The organism is Pseudomonas sp. P867, from assembly GCF_019891455.1.
GTDB lineage: Bacteria > Pseudomonadota > Gammaproteobacteria > Pseudomonadales > Pseudomonadaceae > Aquipseudomonas > Aquipseudomonas synxantha_A.
This window is the reverse complement of record NZ_JAFLXB010000003.1, coordinates 147,138-167,308: the sequence shown is the minus strand read 5'-3', so window position 1 is coordinate 167,308 and position 20,171 is coordinate 147,138. Positions and strand designations below refer to the sequence as shown.

Sequence of the window (20,171 nt, the reverse complement as noted above, 5' to 3'; positions counted from 1 at the left end):
TGCCCCGAGTACTGCCAAGCCACCCCGCACCTTGTCCCAATCAAAACGATGGTTGTCCAGAACTCGGGAGATGCACACCCCGTTGCGCTTTTACCCTGCGTCTCTACTTGGCCTTCTGGATTTCTTTGATGGGTTCGCCTTCTTTTTCCCCACGGCATGGCCGTCTCTCACTGCTCGGCGTGGCGGTGGCGTTGTTGGTGGGTTGTTCATCCTGGGTTGCCCACTCGCCAGCACAGCCACATCCCGAACGAATCAATGCCCTGAGCCATCTGCCGCAAGGTGTTTCGGCCCAGGCATTACCCGAGCGCTGGTGGCAGTTGTACAACGATCCACAGCTCGATGGGCTGGTGCAGCAGGCATTGCTGCACAACCGTGACCTGGCGGCAGCCCAGGCCCATGTGCAGGCGATGCTGGCCGGGATCATGCAGGCTGATGCCGAGCGTTGGCCGGCCACCCAGGCGTCACTGGGGGCGGCTTATGGCAAGACCGCCGATGATCAGACCCTGGCCAAGGCCACCGATAGCCATGCACCGTCAGAATGGGCGTTCAACCCGGGCTTCGAGCTGGCGTATCAAGTGGATGTGTGGGGCCAGGTCCAGCGCACGATCGAACGAGCCCAGGTGCAAGCCGCGGCGGCGCAGGACGCCGAAGACCTGTTGCGCATCACGGTCGTGGCGCAAACCACCCGCGCCTATGTGAATGCTTGTGCCCTCGGTGCTCGTGCCAAGGTCCAGCGTCATTCATTGGACGTGGTCGGGCGCAGCCTGGTGTTGATCGATCGCCAGCGCCAGGCCGGTGTGGTGACGGACCTTGAATACACGCGTATGCAAGCCTTGCAGGGCGAAACCCAGGCCTTGCTGCCGATGCTGGAGGCGCGTCGACAGGCTGCGCTGTATGAACTGGCAATGCTGACCGGCGTGGCTGATTTGGAACAAGGCGCTGGCGCTGCGAGCTGTGAGGTGGTTCCACACCTCAATGCCGAACTGCCGGTGGGCGATGGCTGGCAATTATTGGCGCGCCGCCCCGATATCCGTCAGGCCGAGAGAGCGTTGCAGGCGGCTACGCTGCAAGTGGATATCGTCCAGGCCGACCTGTACCCGAAGGTGACCTTCGGCGCCTCGGTGTCTTCATCGGCCAACAGGCCCCATGAGCTGGGCGACAGCAGCGCGGTGATGTTCGGCATCGGCCCGCTGATCACCTGGCAGTTCCCCAATTGGCGCGCCAACCGCGCACGGGTCAACCAGGCGCGGGCGCTTGAGCAGGTGGAGGTGGCGCAGTTCGAGGCCAGCGTGCTCAAGGCCCTCAAGGAGGTGCGCCAGGCCCTGGCCTTGTATGACGGCGAACGCCAGCGCCACGCGGCCTTGAGCCAGGCACTGGACAGCAGCCGCCACGCCTACAGGTTGGCCCAATTCAACTATGACGCCGGGTCTATCGACTTTCTGGATGTGTTGGACAGCGAACGTGAACTGATCCGTTTGCAGGCCACGCGCGCCGATGCCGATGGCCAGTTGCTGCAACGCCAGATCAGCTTGTTTCAGGCGCTTGGCGGTGGTTGGCAGCCTTCAGCGCCCACCCACGCTCACACCACTTTTTCCGGTACCCAACCATGAATATCGCCGTTGATGAAAAAACTGCTGTCCAGGATGAACAGGCGAATACGCGCAACCCACGTCGCAAAAGGCATCTGCTCCTGCTGGGCGGCGCCGCGCTGTTGATCGCTGCAGTGGTGTTCGGCGTGTACTGGATGACGGTCGGCCGGTATCTGGAACAGACCGATGATGCCTATGTGCGGGCCGACTGGATTCCTATCAGCCCGAAGGTCTCAGGCTATGTGGCCGAGGTGGTGGTGGAGGACGATCAGCCCGTCAAGGCCGGGGACGTGCTGGTGCGAATCGAGGACCGTGACTACCAGGCGCGCTTGGCACAAGCTCGTGCAGAACTGGCCGAGACCCAAGCCTCGGTGGCAGCGCAAGAGGCCAACCTGCACGTCACCGATAGCCTGATCGCCCAGCAAAAGGCCGGGGTTGCCCAGGCTGAGGCTCACGCCCGCAGTGTGGCCGCAGAATTGCGCCGCGCAAGCCTCGACCAGCGCCGCTACGAAGAGTTGGTGCGCGACCACGCCGCCAGCGCCCAGCGTCTGGAAACGGCCGCCGCCAGCTACACCCAGGCCAATGCCGCGGTAGAAATTGCCAAGGCCATGCAACGCCAACAGGAAACCCGCTTGACCGTGGCCGTCACCCGACGCCAATTCGCCGAAGCTTCGCTCCAGCAGCAGATTGCCCGGCGCAGTCAGGCCCAGGCGCAGTTGAACCTGGCGACCCATGCCCTGGAAGACACTTTGATTCGCTCGCCCATCGACGGCGTGGTAGGGCAGCGCAAAGTGCGCACCCGCCAGTACGTCGCGCCAGGCTTGCCGCTGCTGGCAGTGGTGCCCTTGCAGCAGGCCTACGTGGTGGCCAACTACAAGGAAACCCAGTTGCGCGACATGCGTGCCGGCCAACCCGTGGACATCAGCATCGACAGCTATTCAGGACGCAAGCTCAAGGGCCATGTGATGAGTTTCTCGCCAGGCTCCGGGGCGGTGTTCGCGCTGTTGCCGTCGGACAACGCCACCGGCAATTTCACCAAGATCGTGCAACGCTTTCCAGTGAAGATCGTCATTGATGAGCATGACGAAGGCGGACCTATTCTGCCGGGCATGTCGGTGATCACCACGGTGGACACTCGCCCAGATAAGCAGGGCGCTGCACATGACTGAAGCGGCTGAAAAGAGCGTCTCCTTTCGCGCCTGGGTGGCGGTAATCGGGGGGCTGTTCGGCTGTTTCATGGCCGGCATGAACGTGCACGTGACCAGCGCCGCGCTGCCGGAGATCGAGGGTTCCCTGGGGGCGACGTTCGAGGAAGGCTCGTGGATCTCCACCGCCTACCTGGTCGCGGAGATTGTGATGATCCCGCTTACCGCGTGGCTGGTGCAGGTGTTCTCTCTGCGGCGTGTGATGCTCGTGGGCTCGTTTGTGTTTTTGGTGGCGTCGATTGCCTGCTCCTGGGCGCCCAACCTTGCGGTGATGATCATCATTCGAGTGATCCAGGGCGCAGCCGGCGCGGTGCTGATCCCGTTGTCATTCCAGTTGATTATCACCGAGTTGCCGCCCAGCAAGATCGCGATGGGCATGGCCCTGTTCGCCCTGTCCAACAGCGTCGCCCAAGCTGCCGGGCCGTCCATCGGCGGCTGGCTGACCGATGCCTATTCCTGGCGTTGGATCTTCTACTTGCAACTGGCTCCCGGCATTCTTTTGCTGCTGGCGGTGGCATGGTCCATCGATGCCAAACCCATGCAGTTGAGCCTGCTCAAGCGCGGCGACTGGGGCGGCATCATCGCCATGATCGTCGGCCTGGGGGGCTTGCAGATTGTGCTGGAAGAAGGCGGGCGTAAGGACTGGTTCGGCTCCGATTTCATTGTGTGGATGTCGCTGGTCGCAGGCGTTGCCCTGGTGTACTTCGTACTGTCGCAGCTGTATGGCAGCCGCTCCTTTATCAACCTGCGTCTGCTCAAGAGCTACAACTTCGGAGTAGCCAGCGCGGCGATGTTCATCTTCGGCGGGGCCACGTTCGGCCTGGTGTTCCTGGTGCCCAATTACCTCTCCCAGTTGCAGGGTTACAACGCTCGGGAGATTGGCATCAGTCTGATCGCCTACGGCATGGTGCAACTGGTACTGGCGCCGTTCATGCCGCGCTTGATGAAGTGGCTCAACCCGAAACTGATGGTCGCCAGTGGCTTTTTCATCATGGCCCTGGGGTGCTACCTCGGTGCGCACCTGGACGTGGACAGCGCTGCCAACGTGATCATTCCTTCCACGGTGGTACGCGGTATCGGACAGCCGCTGATCATGGTGGCGCTTTCGGTACTGGCGGTGTCCGGGCTGGCCAAAGACGAAGCCGGCTCTGCCTCGGCGTTGTTCTCCATGCTGCGTAACCTGGGTGGCGCCGTGGGTACGGCGGGTCTGACGCAGATCGTCGCCCTGCGCGAACGCTTTCACTCCGAGCGGGTAGGGGAGTCGATCACACTGTTTTCCCCGTCCTTGCAGGAACGCCTGCGCGCCAGCATGGCTGACAGCGAGGGTTTTATCTTCAACCAACTGTTGCCCGCTCAACAGCAGGTTATCGAGGGCTTGATCCACACCGTGCGTCGCGAGGCGTACCTGATGGCCTATAGCGATGCGTTCTATGTGTCCTGTATCGCGTTGATCTTGTGTGGTGTCGCGGCCTTGGCATTACGGCAGTCAGCCAAGAACGCTTAACCACGCCAAGGAGGTGTTGAACTTGTACAGCCCACTGCGATTGGTTGGAGCCCACTATCTGCCCCCCGGAAAAGAGGAGCTCTCTCATGCAACAACCCGATACCCTGGTCCGTAACCCGCTCGGCAACCCTGTAGTCGCCCGCGTCACCGTGAATGGCGATGCGCGCAGCGTGTGGAGTATCGTCGGAGATTTTGCGGGTTTCGCGAAATTCATTCCGGCGTTGTCCCATATCGAAATGACGGGCGAGGGCGTGCGTTCGGTCCGCAAGAAACTGTTCAAGGACGGCAACGTGGTGATTGAGCAACTCAACACCCGTGACGACCAAGCCATGACGATGACCTGGTCACTGATTTACACCTCACTGAATATCGGCAACCTGTGGGCGCTGATGGAAGTGGCGCCGCAAGGCCCGGACCAGAGCCTGGTGACCTGGACCATCATTGGCCAGCCCTGCACTGGCGGCAAGGAGGATATGCCGGCGTTCGAAGCGTTCCTGCAAGGCTTTGCCGATGATGCGATGAAGAACCTGCAGGCGCTGTTCAACTGACATGACGAGGGTGCTGGCACGCTGAGAATACGCCTTTTGTAGGAGCGAGCTTGCTCGCGAAAAACCTGAGGGCGCCGCGTACTTTCAACAGGCCAGCGCCATCGTTAACGTTCTTCGCGAGCAAGCTCGCTCCTACAGTGGGCCGGTATTAGCCTTTAGTTGATGGCCTGATCAATCCCCGCCTGCAAGGCCTGGCTCTCTCGATGGCCACCGGCGCGCAGAAGGCCCAGGTTCAAGGCTTGATCCTTGCGCGTAGCGTCGTCCTGTTTCTGGGTCAGTTCGTCCTTGGCCCCGAGTGCGAGGTTGACCGGTGATTTGGAGACATTCAGCCCGACATCGGCGCGGTAGTCGCTGCCTGCCAGTGTGGTTGCGGTGACCCTGGAACCGCCCAGCTCGACCTTGCCATGCTCGGCACTGATCCGCGCACCCGTGAGGCGCGTATCACCACCGACCTGCAGACTGACGCCCTGGCTGCCGCGAATGCCTGACGCCTGAGCGACGCTGTCCTTGATCACATGGCTGACGTCCAGGTTCAGGGTCGGGGTGTAGTTGGTGTTGCCACTCTTGTCACCGAACAACACGCTTTCAGCCGTATCGGCCACCTTGCTGCCGGTGGTGTTCTTGCCGCTGACAACGTAGCTGTCGCTGGTTTTTGGCCAGACCTTGTCCTTGAAGCCCGACAGGCGCGTGCCCAGCGCATCCTTCTTGTCTGCCAGGTAAGCCTTGGCCTTGTCCACGCGGGTGCCGAACGCGCCGCGGGGCTCGGGGTTCACGTCGTAACTGGCGCTGCGGGTGAGTTTTTCTTCCAGGCGTTCCTTGGCGTTGACCACGCTGTCGAGCACTTTGTCCTTGGCCGCAGCCAGGTGCCCGGTGCCCTTGTCGACCACGTTCTCCAATTTGTCGCGATGCTTGTCGAACGCGCCTTCGGCCTTGGCTTTTACGGTGTCCTTGAGCGGGCCGCTGGCCTTGGCGAGTTTATCGACCACGCCAGGCTGGTTTTTCTCGACATCCAGTTTGGCATCGACATGAACCTGGGTGCTGTTGACCTGGTCCTTGCGGCTTTCGACAACGAGGTCGCCGCCCACCTTGCCGCTCACCTGCTCGGCGTCGATGCGTGCGCCCGCCAGACGGGTATCGCCGGCACTGTTGATGACCACGGTATCGGCCTTGATCAGGCTGTCGTGCTGGGTGGTGCCTTGCACGTGATCCACATCGACCTTGGCCCGCGCATTGATGCCGCGTTGGGTCTTGGGTGTCTCGTGCTCACCGGCGTCGGCCAAGGTGGTCTTGCCCACACTGGCGCCCGCGCCCAGGGTCACGCCCCAGCTGTCATGAGCCTGGGTCGACTGTGCCGACTCCTGCAGGACGCCGCCGTTTTGCGCGTCGAGGTTGACGCTGGCCGCGCTGACCTGAGTACCCTGCAAGTGAATGGCATCGGCTGCATCGGCACCGCTGGCGAGGCTGACCTTGCCGTTGCTGTGCAGTTGTCCGACGACTACGCCCTGGTCATCTTCGGCCACCTTGCCGATGTTGAAATTGGCGCTGAGGTTGCCGGTCTTGCTGCTGCTTTCGGCGCTGCTGGTTTTGCCGGCGCCAAGGGTCAGGCCGCCGCCCAGGTTACTGCCGTTGCTGACGTGGCGGTGGGTGGCGGCTTGCAGGTCCAGCTTGCCGCCGGCATTGAGGCTGATATCGCCGGTCTTGGCGGTGCCGGAGCCGATCTGCGTGCCTTGCAGGGTCATGTCGCCGCCGCTGCCGAGTTGGATCGGCCCGTTGCCCTGGAGCGTCGCGACGCGTGCCTGGCTGTCCTGGGTGTCGAGGCGCTGGTTATCCAATTGCACACCGGCACCGAGGTTGATGTTGGTGCCATTGGCGCCGGGCGCTGTGCCCACGGTCAATGACGCGTTACCGCGCAACGTGCTGCTGGTGTTGCTCTGGGTGTCGTTAGCCTGGTTGAGCGCCAACTCACCGCCGGTCTTGAGGTTGACGCCTGCCTGGCCGCCGTTGAACTGGCTGCCTTCATAACTTGCATCGCCCTTGGTCTGGAGGCTCACGCCCTGGGTGCCCGCGTAGCTGCCGACCACTGCCGTGCTGCTGGCTTGGCGTACATCACGGCTGCCGCCACTGCCGCTGCCGCGTACATTCACGTCCTCGCCGGTGGTGGTGTAGACCCGCACGCCGACCTTGGCGTCCACGCCTTGCTCGCTGCTGCTGTGGGTATTGGCTGCCGCCTTGGCGATATGCTCGCCGGCATTGATGGTCAGCCCGCCCTTGGTGGCGCGGTATTGCGTGCCCTCATCCTGCAACTTGCCGATGCTATCGACCTGCACCGTGGCGCCACTGAATTGGCTGACCACGGCGGTGTTGTCCTGTTGTGTGCGGGTGCTGTGGGTATGCCCGACTTCCACGTCCAGCCCGACATTGGGTTGTTCGAATGCATCCAGCAAACCCGGCTGATGGAACTTGGCCTGGGCCACGCCTTCAACAGCTTTTTCGATCGGGCGGGTAATGCCTTTGTATTCCACATTGGCGCCGACATCGGCGGTCCAGCCGTTTTGCTTGTGGGTACTGGTCTCGGTGGAATGGGCGGCCAGGTTGTCGATGTGGCCCGCGTTGACCCGCAGCTCGGTGCCGGCCTTGGCCTGGGCACCCTCGCTGGTGAAGGTGTTGCCAGCATTGATGGTCAGCTTGCCGGTCGCGGCCACGGTGCTGGTTTGCGCGGTAGTTTTTTCAGCGGTGTCGTGGCTGCTCTGGTGGCTGAACTGAGCACCATTGCCTGCCCGATCAATGCCGCCGGTGTAGTAGAAACTGCCGCCGGTGGTGGTCTTGTCGACGGCTTCGGTGCGCTGGTCATGGGCGGCCAACAGCTCGACGTTTTTGCCGCTCAGGCTTGCATCGCCTTTGGTTGCCTGGAGGTTGGAGCCGCTGATGCTGACGTCACCACCGGCGTTAATCGCCACACTGGCGCCGTTGATGCTTGAAGCCTGCTGTCGGGTGGTGTCGGTCTGGCGGGTTTGCTGCTGGTCTTCATAGCTCAGGCCCGCACGGTACTGGCGGCTGACACCTTCAGTTTCCTTGGCGTAGCCATCGAAGCCGCGGGTATGGGTACTGGTGGTGTCGTGGGCGGTGTTCTGCGCCGCAACGACCTTGATATCGCCCTTGGCATTCGCTTGCAGTTCACCCGCGGCAGACACCTGGGAGCCACTCACCGTGATGTCCTTGGCGCTTTGCAGCTTGAGGTTGCTGTCCGAGCGCAGGTTACTGGCAACCACGGTGCTGTCCTTGAGGTTCTTGCGGCTTTCATCCTTGGAGATGCCGAAGAACTTACTGTCATTGCTGTAGCGGTTGTCGTGGGAGGTGTCTTGTACGCCGTCGATCACCAGCGAGCCTTTGTCGCTGATCACACTGGCCTGCTTGCCGCCTCGGGCCTGGCTGCCGCTGATGCGCACGTCGTCGGCCTGGACGATCAGCTTGCCGTCGGCATTCACCTTGCTGGCGGTGTTCAAGGTCTTGCCCTGGTTGCCGTCGCCGTTCTTGCCGAAGAAGCTGCCGCCGGTGAGGTCGCCTGCGTAGGTGTTGTCACTGCTGCTTTGGGTGCGGCTGGCGCTGGTGATGTCCACTTGGCGGCCTGCCAATTGGATGTCCCCTGGGGTTTTCAGCTCGGCGCCCTGCAATTGCAGTTTCTGTTTACTGGTCAGCTCCAGCGTGTGGCCGGCCTTGAGGCTGCTGGTGATGCTGCGCTGTTCGCTGCTGGATTTGTCCCAGTTGGCTTTCCACAGGTGCTTGCGATGGTTGCCCTGGTCGCGGGTCTCATGGGTTTCGGTAGCGGCAGTCACCTGCAGGTCGGCGCCGCTGTTGACGCGCAAGGCGTGGCCCGCTTCGACGTGGCTGGCTTTGATGTCGGCCTTGGCGCCGGAAGACAATGCCGCGTCCTGTTGGGCGACGAGCGTGTTGCCGTGCTGGCGGGAATCCTTGTCGGTGGTGGTGCGGTCGTAGGTTTCGTAGGTGAACAGCAAGTTGCTGTTGTTCCACTGCTCACGTTTTTCCTGAAGCTTGCGGCTTTCCAGGCTGCTGAGGGTCAGGTTGCGCCCGGCATCCAGCTTGACGTTGCGCCCGCCTACGTCAGTGGCGGCCAGGTTCAAGTCCTTGGCGCTGTGCAAGTCGACGTCGCCCTGGCGGCTCTGTACCCCGGCGCGGGTGGCGTCGAGGCTGTTGGCGTGGACTTGGCCGCTGACATCGAGGTCACCGGCCGAGCTGATCTTTACACCGTCAGTGCCTTGCACCTGCACACCACCCACACGTACCCCGGCCCCTTCGGCGGTGCTGATGATATTGATGCGCCCGGCCTGCATCGCGCCGAACAGGCGTGCGTCGATGCGTTGCTCCTGGGCCTTGCCGGCCGGGTCGACCTGGCGTACCTCGCCGCTGGCGAAATCCACCTGGTTGCGACCGACCGTGAGGTTCAATTGATCACGGGCACTGAGGCGACCCTCGCTGTCGATGCGTGGCGCGATCAGCTTGATGGAGCCCTCGCGGTTGTGCAGGCCCTGGCCCTGGATCGTCAGTTGGCCGTTGGCATCGCGGGTGCTCAAGGCTTGCAGCTTGCCGTCGTTGAGTTCCGGGCGGCCCACCACCAGGTTGGCATTCGGGGTGTTGATGAAGCTGCCGCCATTGACCGAAATGCCGTTGGGGTTGGCCAGCACATAATCGGCGGCCTGGCCGAAAATCTCCTGGGCGCCGTTGAGGGCCGAGGCATTGCGGCTGATCACTTCGTTGAGGATCACGCTCGCCGCCTGGCCCTGGAACTGCGGGTTGGCGGCCAGTTGCCCGGCGAGTTGGGATTGGCCGGCCTGCAAGGCGTTGTTCAACACCAGGCCCTGGCGGTCGACGTTGTAGTCCAGAAACTGGTTATGGGACAGGCCGCCGGCATTCGGCGCGACAATGTTGACGATGGGCACACCGCCCTGGTCTTGCAGTTGCGGCGTGCCGCCGGGGCCTGTGACGACGGTCACGCCGCCAGCCAGTACCAACTGTGGCAGCAGAAACAGGCTGGCAATGGCCCAGCGCAGTTTGCCCTGGGGAGAAAGGTGAAAGCTGTGTGAAGTAGTCGGCATAAATAATTTCGCTCTGTGTTGGCTGATCCGCGACGTGCGTTGTTCGTTGCAACGCTGCTGTGGTGGTCAGGTACGGCGGTTGTCTCAGGCTAAAAACAGCGGTGGTTCATATTTGCAGGCTCAGGCGTGTCAGCCAGACCTCCGGCTCCTGGCGAAAGCCTGTGGGGGTGTTGAGGTTGCGTTGGTAATCGATGTCCAGTTGCACGTTCTTCCAGCTCAGGTTGAGCCCAGCACTGGCACCGCTCAGGCGTTGGCTCTGGGCGCCGTGTTCGTGCTTGACCCACGCATTGTCCAGGCCCAGGCGCGGGGTGAGCTTCACCGGCAAGCCCGTGTTGAGCGGCAGGCGCAAGGTGTTGCGCCATACCGCACCCATGGCGCCGGAGCTGCTGTTTTCGCGGTAGCCACGCACGGCCGAGTCATCGGTGATCAGCAGTTGTTCGATGGCAGGCAATGCATCCTCGCTGTACTGCACCGACAGCTGGCTTTGCCACTGCCATGGCTGCGCCGACCATTGGCCGTTGCGCCATTGGGTGAGGTTGGCGCGGTACTTGTGGAACTGTGCCTTGGGGTGTTTTTTTTGCACCTGGTCGGCATCCCGATCGGCGCCGAACCACGTCAGGCCCTGGGCGTAATTGACGTCCAGGTTCCATACCGCACTATTGAGCCAGAACAGGTTGAGGCCCGCTTCTGCCACCGTGAGCGTCGGGCTCTGAATGTCCAGATGGACCTTTTGCAGGTAACTGTCGACGTCCTTGTAGGCCAGTTGCAGGTTGGCGCTCAGTTGGTGGCTCTGGTCGCGCCACAGCACGCGGTCGCTGCGCAGGCTGAGCTGATCGGTGCGGCCACTGTTGTAAAGCGTCGTGCGGCTGAGCTTGAACGGTGAGCGGTATTCGGCATGGCTGGCGAACAGGCTGTAGGTCCAGTAACCGTAAGGGATGGAATAGAACAGGCTGTGGCTGCGGCTGTAGCGTGGCCCATGGTTGAGCGTGTCACTGAAGCTCAGGTTGAGCGAGTCGTTGATTTGCAACGGGCTGTCCAGGCTCACGCTGATGGCGTTGCGATCACGCCCGGTGCCGGCGCTGCCGAGGTTATCGACCCCAAGCCCGAGCGCCCAGCGCGAGGCACTGCTGCGCGAGCGCAGGATGATGCGTGAGGCGCCGGGTGTGCTGCCGGGGGCGATGTCGGCGGTCAGGTCCACCGAGCGCAGGCGGTTGAGCTGGTCCAGGCCCTGCTCCAGGTCGCGCAGGTTCAGTGGTTTGCCGAGCATCCCGGGGAATGCCCCGCCCAGCGCCACCGGCAGGCTCTGATCGGCCAACTCGATGGCCTCCAGGTAGCCTTCTTCGACATGAATATCCAACGGCTGCCCGGCGGCCGGCGCACTGATCAGGTACGGCCGGCTGGCGATGTAACCGGCCTCGACGTACAGCTGGGTGATCTGCGCCAGCAGACGGTTGATCTGCGTGACGCCCATGCACGGGGCCACGTAGGGTTGGATGTGTTTGTCCAGCTCGCTGCGGGTGAACAGCGTAACTCCGGCCAGACGCGTACCGCTCAGGGGCCAGCAACCTTCATCCTTGGCAGTCTCTTTTGGCATGGCCGGCGTGGCCGGTTGCGTGCCGAAACTGCCGCGCTGCATTTGGCGCTGGCGTTGCTCCAATTGTAATTGCTGCAAATCGCGCTGCTGTTGCTGCTGCAAGCGCAGGGCTTCCTGGCCGGGCTGTGGGCCATCGGCGGCAGCCACCGGCAGCGCCCACAGGCAGAGCAGGGCGATGCCCAGTTTCCGGGTACAACACAGGTGTGCGGTTGAGAGCTGATGTGGCACTCGACTTCCTTAAACGTAGAAATACACGCGATGCATCCGCCCGAGCCAAATAGTGAACTCAGCGGGACTTGCCACACTTGAGTGAGTGGTAGACGGTTTGTTACATCGCTGTAGGATTTATCACACAATACGTAAGAAAGGTCGCGTAATTAAGTGCTTTTATGCACATTTTTGGTGCGGCATGAGGTGTGCAGGCCCGTCATTCCTGCGTTTAAAGGCGTGTAAGTGGCAGAGGGATGGTTTGGATTGTTGTCAAGACTTCGCCTAATCGGCTGGGCCCGATCAAGGAACGGCAGCTTGCCTCGTTGCCAGATTAGGCTTTTGAATCCATTGGATATTCTGTAGCCTTGCGCAGCTTCCGCTTTACCCGTGCTTGATGAACAAAAACACTTCGTCCGGCGGCGCCCGAAGGGCTCCCGAGCCGGTGGTACACTCGACTTTCGCGCTACTGCGCCTGCAGGTCTTGCGAACATGACGCACATTTCCGAACGCCTACTGGTTCAAGCCCACCTCGACGCCAAACAGCCCAAGGTTCTCAGCGTTGCTGAAGAGGCAAGCTTGCGTACTGCCATCGCCGCCGAGCTCAAGGCTCAGGACGCGGTGCTGGTCGCCCACTTTTATTGCGACCCGGTGATTCAGGCCCTGGCCGAAGAAACCGGCGGCTGTGTTTCCGACTCCCTGGAAATGGCCCGCTTCGGCGCTGCCCACCCAGCCAAGACCGTGCTGGTGGCCGGTGTGCGATTCATGGGGGAGACCGCCAAGATCCTCACCCCGGAAAAACGCATCCTGATGCCTACCCTGGAAGCGACGTGCTCCCTGGACCTGGGGTGCCCGGTGGATGAGTTTTCCGCATTTTGTGATCAGCATCCCGAGCGCACCGTGGTGGTGTACGCCAATACCTCGGCCGCGGTCAAAGCCCGTGCCGATTGGGTGGTGACCTCCAGCTGCGCACTGGAAATCGTCGAGAGCCTGATGGACAACGGCGAGACCATTATCTGGGGCCCTGACAAACACCTGGGCACCTACATCCAGCGCCAGACCGGCGCCGACATGCTGCTGTGGGACGGTGCCTGCATCGTGCACGAAGAGTTCAAGTCCAAGCAGCTGGAAGACATGAAGGCGCTGTACCCGGATGCGGCGATCCTGGTGCATCCGGAGTCACCGACTTCGGTGATCGAATTGGCGGACGCGGTGGGTTCCACCAGCCAACTGATCGCTGCGGCGCAACGCTTGCCGAACAAGACCTTTATCGTGGCGACTGATCGCGGCATCTTCTACAAGATGCAGCAGCTGTGTCCGGACAAGGTCTTCATCGAAGCACCCACCGCCGGCAACGGCGCCGCGTGCCGCAGCTGCGCGCACTGCCCGTGGATGGCGATGAATACGCTGGAGCGTACATTGCAGTGTTTGCGTGAGGGCAGTAACGAGATTTTCGTCGAGCCGTCGGTGATTCCGCAGGCGGTGCGGCCGCTCAAGCGGATGTTGGACTTCACCCAGGCTGCGCGGTTGAAGCTGGCCGGCAACGCCTGAACACAAATCAAAATGTGGGAGCTGGCTTGCCTGCGATAGCGGAGTAACAGTCACAGGTGTTTGGCTGCAAGACCGCTATCGCAGGCAAGCCAGCTCCCACAGTTGATCGGCGATGTGCTTGAGTTACTTCTTTTGCTTCGGGATCCGCACCAGCTGCGTATCCGAATAGATGTCATGCCAACTGCGTTTGTGTTTATCGAACAACGACCAGATAAACCCCAACCCCACGCACAACCACGACGCAATCGACACCACAAAACGCAGTAACGCCTGCCACAGGCTGATCCGCGAGCCGTCGGCGTTTTGCACGCGTACGCCCCACACCTGCATGCCCAGGGTTTGCCCCGAATGGGTCCAGAACTTGGCGAAGAAACCAAACAGCACAAACAACAGGATCGTCGACAACAACGGGTCACCGTCCAGCGCGCCGGACTCGGTGAGTGTGCGCATCTTCGCTTCGCCGATGAAGGCGATCCACACCAGCTTGTAGATGAACGCCGTGACGATCAGCAGGGCGGTGCACAACAGGAAGTCATAGAACATCGCTGCCAGGCGGCGGCCCAGGCCAACGGCGGGGAATTCGCCCTGGGGGCTCAACAGGGGTTTGGACATGGCAGGGCTCTCTGGAGAAAGCACGCAGTTTACGCAATGGCGCCCATAAAAAAGCCCCTGATGTCATATCAGGGGCTTTTTGTCGCAGCAAGGATCAGCCTTCTGCTTGAACTTCGTCAGCTTGCAGGCCTTTCTGGCCCTGAACTGAAACGAAGGTGACCTTCTGGCCTTCCTTCAGGCTCTTGAAGCCATTGCCCTGAATAGCGCGGAAATGCACGAACAGATCCGGGCCGCTTTCAGGAGTGATAAAACCAAAACCTTTTTCGTCGTTGAACCACTTGACGGTACCGCTCTGACGTCCACCTTTATCCGACATTTTCTTCTTTCCTTTGACGCTAAAAATTAATGACAGCCCCTTTCACACGAAAGAGTACTGGGCTGGGTTGCAGGAAAGTTAAGAGACGTCGAACGGGTTGTAGCAACTACTTCAGCTACTGCCCAGGTCCAGGTTCCAAGCGACCCATGCAAACACAGTGAGCAAACTCTACGCCAACTAATATGAAAAAAACAAGCCCTGCGCAAGGCCCCGGTTTTACTGGGGTGCATGACACTTTGTTGAATGCTGAGCAGCTGACTTATTCGATAGAGTAGTTCACTTGTTATAGGGCTATTCCTATAAAATGACTATCGCAAATGCACTGTTTTATGGCGGTTGCGTTACAGTTTAGTGCACGTTAACGCAACCGCGTTACTTATGGAAACAATCCGTCAGCCGCGATAGTAACGTTGCGGCACAAATGGCATTTTACTTACACGTAGTGGCACCTTTTTCCCACGCACCAACGCAGACACTTCGGTATCCAGCGCAGTGAAGGCCGTGTCCAGGTAACCCATGGCCAGCGGGCCCCCCAGGCTCGGGCCAAAACCGCCGCTGCACACGGTGCCGATCACGGTGCCGTGTTCGTCGACAATCTCTGCACCTTCACGCACCGGGGTGCGCTCCTGAGGCAGCAGGCCCACGCGCTTGCGGCTGACGCCAGCTTGTTGCTGAGTGAAGATCCGGTCGGCGCCGGGGAAAGCGCCGGCACGCGGGCCATCGGCACGCCGGGCCTTGGAGATCGCCCACAACAGGCTGGCTTCGATCGGGGTGGTGTCGGTGTTCATGTCGTGGCCGTACAGGCACAGGCCGGCTTCCAGGCGCAGCGAATCGCGGGCGCCCAGGCCGATAGCCTGTACTTCGGCTTCGGCCAGCAGGCTGCGTGCGAGGCTTTCGGCATTTTCAGCCGGCACGGAGATTTCGAAGCCGTCTTCACCGGTATAGCCGGAGCGACTGACATAGCAGTCCACGCCCAGCAAACGCAGGGTGGCAAATTGCATAAAGGTCATCCGGGTGACTTCAGGTGCCAACCGCGCCAGCACCTTCACCGCAGCCGGGCCTTGCAGGGCCAGCAGGGCGCGTTCTTCGAACAGCGGTTCGATGGTGCATTGGTCGCCGATGTGTTGACGCAGGTGTGCCAGGTCCTGGTCCTTGCAGGCGGCATTGACCACCAGGAACAGTTCGTCGTTGCCCAGGTTGGCCACCATCAAGTCGTCGAGGATGCCGCCTTGCTCGTTGGTGAACATGGCGTAGCGCTGCATGCCCACCGGCAGGTCGATGATGTCGACCGGCACCAGGGTTTCCAGGGCCTTGGCGGCATTGGCACCGGTCAGGCGGATCTGGCCCATGTGCGACACGTCGAACAACCCGGCCTGATCACGGGTGTGCTGGTGTTCCTTCATCACACCCAGCGGGTACTGCACCGGCATGTCGTAGCCGGCGAAGGGCACCATGCGTGCGCCCAGTTCGAGGTGCAGGGCGTGCAGAGGGGTTTTCAACAGGGTTTCGGTGGACATATTCAGCTCCTGAAAAACGTGCCGACGCGCTTGTGGGCGTCAGCACTCGATAATGTTGACCGCCAAACCGCCACGGGCGGTTTCCTTGTATTTGCTTTTCATATCGGCGCCGGTCTGGCGCATGGTGCGGATGACCTTGTCGAGGGATACAAAATGCTGCCCGTCGCCCCGCAGGGCCATGCGCACCGCATTGATCGCCTTTACCGAGCCCATCGCATTGCGCTCGATGCACGGCACCTGCACCAGCCCGCCAATCGGGTCGCAGGTCAGGCCGAGGTTGTGTTCCATGCCGATCTCGGCGGCGTTTTCCACTTGGGACACGCTGCCGCCCAGCACTTCGCACAGGGCGCCCGCGGCCATGGAACAGGCCACGCCCACTTCACCCTGGCAGCCGACTTCGGCGCCCGAGATCGAGGCGTTTTCCTTGTACAGGATGCCGATGGCGGCGGCGGTGAGCAGGAAGCGCACCACGCCGTCTTCGTTAGCGCCCGGGATAAAGCGCATGTAGTAATGCAGCACCGCCGGCACGATCCCCGCTGCACCGTTGGTGGGCGCGGTGACCACGCGCCCGCCATTGGCATTTTCTTCGTTGACCGCCAGGGCGTAGAGGTTGACCCAGTCCAACACCGACAGCGGGTCGCGCAGGGCGGACTCGGGGTTCTTGCACAACTGCCTGTGCAGCGCCGCCGCCCGGCGCTTGACCTTCAAGCCTCCGGGCAAGATGCCTTCGTTGCGACAGCCAGCGTCGACGCAGTCCTGCATGACCTGCCAGATTTTCAACAGGCCGCTGCGGGTTTCCGCTTCAGGGCGCCATGCGCTCTCATTGGTCAGCATCACCTGGCTGATGGACAGGCCATAGGTGGTGCAATGGCCGAGCAGGTCCTTGGCGTGCTTGAACGGGAAGGTCAAGGGCGTGGCATCTTCGACGATCCGGTCGGCGCCGGCAGCGTCTTCATCCACCACAAACCCACCACCGACCGAGTAGTACTCGCGGCTGCGAATCTGGATACCGGCGGCGTCAAAGGCGCGGAAGATCATGCCGTTGGGATGATAGGCGAGGGGTTTGCGAATCATCGCCAGGTGTTCTTTCTCGTTGAACGCAATGCTGTGTTCACCGAGCAGGTTGAGGCGCCCGTCACTGCGCATCTGCGTTAGGCGGGCAGCCACGGTTTCGGTATTGACGGTGTCCGGGTGTTCGCCTTCCAGGCCCAGCAGTACGGCCTTGTCGCTGCCGTGGCCTTTGCCGGTGGCGCCGAGCGAGCCATAGAGTTCCACTTTGATGCCGGTGGTGGCGCTCAGCAGGTTGTCACGCTTGAGGCCCTCGACGAATCGAGCCGCCGCACGCATCGGGCCGACGGTGTGGGAGCTGGAGGGGCCGATGCCAATCTTGAACAGGTCGAACACGCTAAGGGACATGGTTGTTCTCCGGTTTCTTATTATTCTTGAGGCCGTACTCGGTCAAGTGTGGGAGGGGGCTTGCTCCCGATGGCGGTGCGTCAGTCACCAGATCTAATAACTGACCCTCCGCTATCGGGAGCAAGCCCCCTCCCACATTTAGACTGAGTACCTCTTCAGTTATGCATAGCTCTCGATCGACGGGCACGCACACACCAGGTTGCGATCGCCAAACACGTTGTCGACCCGGCCAACCGGTGGCCAGTATTTGCCTTCGATCAATGACGGCACCGGGTACACCGCTTGTTCGCGGGTGTATGGATGCGTCCACTCGCTCACCAATTCAGCCGCGGTGTGTGGTGCGTTTTTCAGCGGGTTATCGTCCTTGTCCAACGTGCCGTTTTCCACTGCACGGATCTCTTCGCGGATGGCGATCATGGCGTCGCAGAAGCGGTCCAGTTCTTCCTTGGATTCACTTTCGGTCGGCTCGATCATCAAGGTGCCGGCCACCGGGAACGACATGGTCGGCGCATGGAAACCAAAATCGATCAGGCGCTTGGCCACGTCGTCCACACTGATGCCGCTGCTGTCTTTCAACGGACGCAGGTCGAGGATGCATTCGTGGGCCACCAGGCCGTTGCTCCCGGTATAGAGCACGGGGTAATGCTCTTCGAGGCGACGGGAAATGTAGTTGGCATTCAGGATCGCTAACTGCGACGCGCGCTTGAGGCCGGCGCCGCCCATCATGCTGATGTACATCCAGGTGATCGGCAAAATGCTCGCGCTGCCGAACGGTGCGGCGCATACCGCGCCTTCCTTGCGTTCCATGGCCGCGTGGCCGGGCAGGAACGGCGTGAGGTGCGACTTGACGCCAATCGGGCCGACACCCGGGCCGCCACCGCCATGGGGGATGCAGAAGGTCTTGTGCAGGTTCAGGTGGGACACGTCGCCACCGAACTTGCCCGGTGCGCAGAGGCCGACCATCGCGTTCATGTTGGCGCCGTCGATGTACACCTGGCCGCCGTTGTCGTGGATGATTCCGCAGATTTCGCGGATGCCTTCCTCGAACACACCGTGAGTGGACGGGTAGGTGATCATCAGCGCGGCAAGATGCTCGCGGTGTTCGATGGCCTTGGCGCGCAGGTCTTCGATGTCCACGTTGCCGCGCGTATCGCAAGCGGTCACCACTACGCGCATACCGGCCATGTTGGCGGTGGCGGGGTTGGTGCCGTGGGCCGACGACGGGATCAGGCAGATGTCGCGACGTTCTTCGCCACGGCTCTGGTGATAGGCGCGGATGGCCAGGAGGCCTGCGTATTCACCCTGGGAACCGGCGTTGGGCTGCAAGGAGATCGCATCGTAGCCGGTGGCCGCGCAGAGCATGGCTTCCAGTTCGGTGGTCAGTTGCAGGTAGCCGGTGCTTTGCGCGGCGGGGGCGAAAGGGTGCAGGGCACCGAACTCGGCCCAGGTCACCGGGATCATTTCGCTGGCGGCGTTGAGTTTCATGGTGCACGAGCCCAGCGGGATCATGGTGCGGTCCAGGGCCAGGTCCTTGTCGGCCAGCTTGCGCAGGTAGCGCATCAGCTCGGTTTCCGAGTGATAACGGTTGAACACCGGGTGGCTGAGGATCGGCGACTGGCGCAGCAGGGCGCTCGGCAGGGTGCTTTGGGTTGCAGCAAAGGCCGGCAGGGTTTTGCCGTCGGCGAAGATGGCCCACAAGGCCTGGATATCAGCCTGGGTGGTGGTTTCGTCGACCGACAGGCCAACACGCTCGGCGTCCACGACGCGCAGGTTGATGCGCTGGGCGCGGGCCTTGTCATGCAGGGCGGCGGTGTGGGTGCCGGTGTTGATTGTCAGGGTGTCGAAGAAGTGTTGCTGCTCGACTTTCAAGCCCAGGGCCGTCAAGCCCTTGGCCAGGATCGCGGTCAGTTGGTGAATGCGCTGGGCGATCTGGGTCAGGCCCTTGGGGCCGTGGTACACGGCGTACATGCTGGCGATGTTGGCGAGCAGCACTTGGGCGGTGCAGATGTTGCTGGTGGCTTTCTCGCGGCGGATATGTTGCTCGCGGGTCTGCATCGCCAGGCGCAGGGCCGGCTTGCCGAAGCGGTCGACGGAAACACCGACCAGGCGCCCTGGCATATCACGCTTGAATGCATCCTTGGTGGAGAAGTACGCCGCGTGCGGGCCACCGAAGCCCAGCGGCACGCCGAAGCGTTGTGCGCTGCCAATGGCGACGTCGGCGCCGAATTCACCCGGCGGGGTCAGCAGGGTCAGGGCCAGCAGGTCGGCGGCCACGGCTACCAGTGCGTTGGCGGCGTGGAAGCGCTCGGTCAGTTCGCGGTAGTCGAATACATCGCCGTTGCTGGCCGGGTATTGCAGCAGGGCGCCAAAGAACGCGCTGACATCGGTCAACTCGCGCTCATCGCCGACCACCACCTCGATGCCCAAGGGTTCGGCACGGGTGCGCAATACGTCGAGGGTTTGCGGGTGGCTGTGCACCGAGGCGAAGAAGGCGTTGCTGCCTTTGTTCTTGCTCAGGCGCTTGCAGAAGGTCATGGCTTCGGCGGCGGCGGTGGCTTCGTCGAGCAGGGAGGCGTTGGCGATCGGCAGGCCGGTAAGGTCGCTGATCAGGGTCTGGAAATTGAGCAGCGCTTCCAGGCGGCCCTGGGATATCTCGGGTTGATAAGGTGTGTAAGCGGTGTACCAGGCCGGGTTTTCCAGCAGGTTGCGCAGGATCGGCGACGGTGTATGGCAGTTGTAGTAGCCCTGGCCGATGTAGGTTTTGAACAGTTGGTTCTGCCCGGCAATGGCCTTGATCTTCGCCAGGGCCTCGGCTTCGCTCAAGCCGTCTTCCAGGCCGAGCACGCTGGTGCCCTTGATGCTTTCCGGGATCACGCTGGCGCTGAGGGCTTCGAGGGAATCAAAGCCCAGGCTGGCGAGCATTTGCTGCTCATCTTCCTGACGCGGGCCGATGTGGCGGGCGATGAATTCGTTGGCGGTGGTCAGATTAACGGTCATGGCG

At 61.8% G+C, this 20,171-nt stretch carries 12 protein-coding genes and 1 pseudogene; 5 read left to right on the top strand and 8 right to left on the bottom strand.

Annotation, left to right across the window (positions count from 1 at the left end; translation table 11 throughout):
* Positions 1–128 precede the first annotated feature (128 nt).
* The 4 genes from J1G33_RS07180 (at position 129) to J1G33_RS07165 (ending at position 4,846) form a co-directional block, all read left to right on the top strand.
* The gene (locus J1G33_RS07180; RefSeq protein ID WP_223017858.1) at positions 129–1,610 is read left to right on the top strand and encodes a TolC family protein; all 1,482 of its coding nucleotides are present in this window, start codon (positions 129–131) and stop codon (positions 1,608–1,610) included.
* Positions 1,607–2,758 carry an HlyD family secretion protein gene (locus J1G33_RS07175; RefSeq protein ID WP_223017857.1) on the top strand — a complete coding sequence of 384 codons (1,152 nt, stop codon included), beginning with the start codon at positions 1,607–1,609 and terminating at the stop codon, positions 2,756–2,758. The genes J1G33_RS07180 and J1G33_RS07175 overlap by 4 nt, the downstream gene beginning before the upstream one ends.
* The gene (locus J1G33_RS07170; RefSeq protein ID WP_103734724.1) at positions 2,751–4,298 is read left to right on the top strand and encodes an MDR family MFS transporter; all 1,548 of its coding nucleotides are present in this window, start codon (positions 2,751–2,753) and stop codon (positions 4,296–4,298) included. Before J1G33_RS07175 ends, J1G33_RS07170 begins: the two co-directional genes overlap by 8 nt.
* An 86-nt stretch (positions 4,299–4,384) precedes the next feature.
* Positions 4,385–4,846: an SRPBCC family protein gene (locus J1G33_RS07165; protein WP_223017856.1), complete on the top strand. Its 462-nt coding sequence runs from the start codon at positions 4,385–4,387 to the stop codon at positions 4,844–4,846.
* A gap of 37 nt (positions 4,847–4,883) precedes the next feature.
* On the opposite strand, the pseudogene J1G33_RS27835 reads toward J1G33_RS07165, so the two are convergent.
* The 3 genes and pseudogenes from J1G33_RS27835 to J1G33_RS07155 form a co-directional block, all read right to left on the bottom strand.
* Positions 4,884–4,970 (bottom strand): annotated as a pseudogene (locus tag J1G33_RS27835) (outer membrane lipoprotein carrier protein LolA); the annotation flags it as partial.
* Positions 4,971–5,001: 31 nt separating this feature from the next.
* Positions 5,002–9,957 carry a hemagglutinin repeat-containing protein gene (locus tag J1G33_RS07160; protein WP_223017855.1) on the bottom strand — a complete coding sequence of 1,652 codons (4,956 nt, stop codon included), beginning with the start codon at positions 9,955–9,957 and terminating at the stop codon, positions 5,002–5,004.
* A 106-nt stretch (positions 9,958–10,063) separates the two neighbouring features.
* The gene (locus J1G33_RS07155; protein ID WP_223017854.1) at positions 10,064–11,779 is read right to left on the bottom strand and encodes a ShlB/FhaC/HecB family hemolysin secretion/activation protein; all 1,716 of its coding nucleotides are present in this window, start codon (positions 11,777–11,779) and stop codon (positions 10,064–10,066) included.
* 471 nt (positions 11,780–12,250) lie between these two features.
* Here J1G33_RS07155 and nadA point away from each other — a divergent pair, with 471 nt between their 5' ends.
* Positions 12,251–13,309, top strand: a complete 1,059-nt coding sequence (gene nadA, locus J1G33_RS07150; RefSeq protein ID WP_032879720.1) for a quinolinate synthase NadA — start codon at positions 12,251–12,253, stop codon at positions 13,307–13,309.
* A 123-nt stretch (positions 13,310–13,432) separates the two neighbouring features.
* Here the strand turns inward: nadA and J1G33_RS07145 are convergent, their stop codons facing one another.
* The 5 genes from J1G33_RS07145 to gcvP form a co-directional block, all read right to left on the bottom strand.
* Positions 13,433–13,921, bottom strand: coding sequence for an RDD family protein (locus J1G33_RS07145; RefSeq protein ID WP_005790850.1), 489 nt, complete (start codon positions 13,919–13,921; stop codon positions 13,433–13,435).
* 94 nt (positions 13,922–14,015) lie between these two features.
* Positions 14,016–14,237, bottom strand: a complete 222-nt coding sequence (locus J1G33_RS07140; protein ID WP_014719702.1) for a cold-shock protein — start codon at positions 14,235–14,237, stop codon at positions 14,016–14,018.
* A gap of 392 nt (positions 14,238–14,629) precedes the next feature.
* Complete coding sequence (gcvT, locus tag J1G33_RS07135; protein WP_005790848.1) at positions 14,630–15,754, bottom strand: glycine cleavage system aminomethyltransferase GcvT; 1,125 nt, start codon at positions 15,752–15,754, stop codon at positions 14,630–14,632.
* Between the two features lie 39 nt (positions 15,755–15,793).
* Entirely contained in the window at positions 15,794–17,170 is a 1,377-nt protein-coding gene (locus J1G33_RS07130) for an L-serine ammonia-lyase (protein WP_223017853.1), read from the bottom strand.
* 159 nt (positions 17,171–17,329) lie between these two features.
* Entirely contained in the window at positions 17,330–20,167 is a 2,838-nt protein-coding gene (gene gcvP / locus J1G33_RS07125) for an aminomethyl-transferring glycine dehydrogenase (protein WP_223017852.1), read from the bottom strand.
* Between the last annotated feature and the right edge of the window lie 4 nt (positions 20,168–20,171).

Bases quoted from the DNA above. Each gene is read 5' to 3' on its own strand.
- J1G33_RS07180 (WP_223017858.1), top strand. From the start codon at position 129: ATGGGTTCGCCTTCTTTTTCCCCACGGCATGGCCGTCTCTCACTGCTC.
- J1G33_RS07175 (WP_223017857.1), top strand. From the start codon at position 1,607: ATGAATATCGCCGTTGATGAAAAAACTGCTGTCCAGGATGAACAGGCG.
- J1G33_RS07170 (WP_103734724.1), top strand. From the start codon at position 2,751: ATGACTGAAGCGGCTGAAAAGAGCGTCTCCTTTCGCGCCTGGGTGGCG.
- J1G33_RS07165 (WP_223017856.1), top strand. From the start codon at position 4,385: ATGCAACAACCCGATACCCTGGTCCGTAACCCGCTCGGCAACCCTGTA.
- J1G33_RS07160 (WP_223017855.1), bottom strand. From the start codon at position 9,957: ATGCCGACTACTTCACACAGCTTTCACCTTTCTCCCCAGGGCAAACTG.
- nadA (WP_032879720.1), top strand. From the start codon at position 12,251: ATGACGCACATTTCCGAACGCCTACTGGTTCAAGCCCACCTCGACGCC.
- J1G33_RS07145 (WP_005790850.1), bottom strand. From the start codon at position 13,921: ATGTCCAAACCCCTGTTGAGCCCCCAGGGCGAATTCCCCGCCGTTGGC.
- J1G33_RS07140 (WP_014719702.1), bottom strand. From the start codon at position 14,237: ATGTCGGATAAAGGTGGACGTCAGAGCGGTACCGTCAAGTGGTTCAAC.
- gcvT (WP_005790848.1), bottom strand. From the start codon at position 15,754: ATGTCCACCGAAACCCTGTTGAAAACCCCTCTGCACGCCCTGCACCTC.
- J1G33_RS07130 (WP_223017853.1), bottom strand. From the start codon at position 17,170: ATGTCCCTTAGCGTGTTCGACCTGTTCAAGATTGGCATCGGCCCCTCC.
- gcvP (WP_223017852.1), bottom strand. From the start codon at position 20,167: ATGACCGTTAATCTGACCACCGCCAACGAATTCATCGCCCGCCACATC.